We start from the raw sequence: 684 nt of genomic DNA on the forward strand, positions 1-684 counted from the left end.
CCCATACTATTATAGACATAGCCTATATTGTTATAAGCAGCAGCAGTATTAGGATGGTCTTTACCTAAAACTTTCTCTGTTATATCTAAAGCTTTTGTATAAAATTCTAAAGCTTTTGGGTAATCACCCATACTATTATAGACATAGCCTATATTGTTATAGCTGATAGCAGTATTAGGATGGTCTTTGCCTAGAACTTTCTCTACTATATTCAAAGCTTTTGTATAAAATTCTAAAGCCTTAGGGTAATTGCCAATACTATCGTAAGCAGAGCCAATATTGTTATAAGTAGCAGCAGTATCAGGATGATCTTTGCCTAAAACTTTCTCCTGTATGTTTAAAGCTTTTGTATAAAAATCTAAAGCTTTAGAGTACTCACCAATATTATAATAAATAAATCCAATTTTACTATAAATAGTAGCAGTACTTGGATGGTCTTTGCCTAAAACCGCTTCAACAATATTTAAAGCCTTTGTATAAAACTCTAAGGTTTTAGGATGATTGCCTACGTTTTTATAAATATGCTCTATATTTCCATAAATGGTAGCAACATCAGGATGATCTTTACCTAAAACTTTCTCATATATATTTAAAGATTTTGTATAAAACTCTAAAGCTTTAGGATAGTCACCCATATTCCTATAAACATATCCCATATCATTATAACTATTAGCAGTATCAGGG

General features: G+C 30.7%; 1 protein-coding gene. It reads right to left on the reverse strand.

Features of this window, described 5'->3' with window-relative positions; translation table 11 throughout:
- The coding region (locus F3G98_RS10285) for a tetratricopeptide repeat protein (RefSeq protein ID WP_149726146.1) at positions 1-684 on the reverse strand (684 nt) is incomplete at both ends.

The organism is Campylobacter concisus (genome assembly GCF_902460895.1).
Classification (GTDB): Bacteria; Campylobacterota; Campylobacteria; order Campylobacterales; family Campylobacteraceae; genus Campylobacter_A; species Campylobacter_A concisus_BC.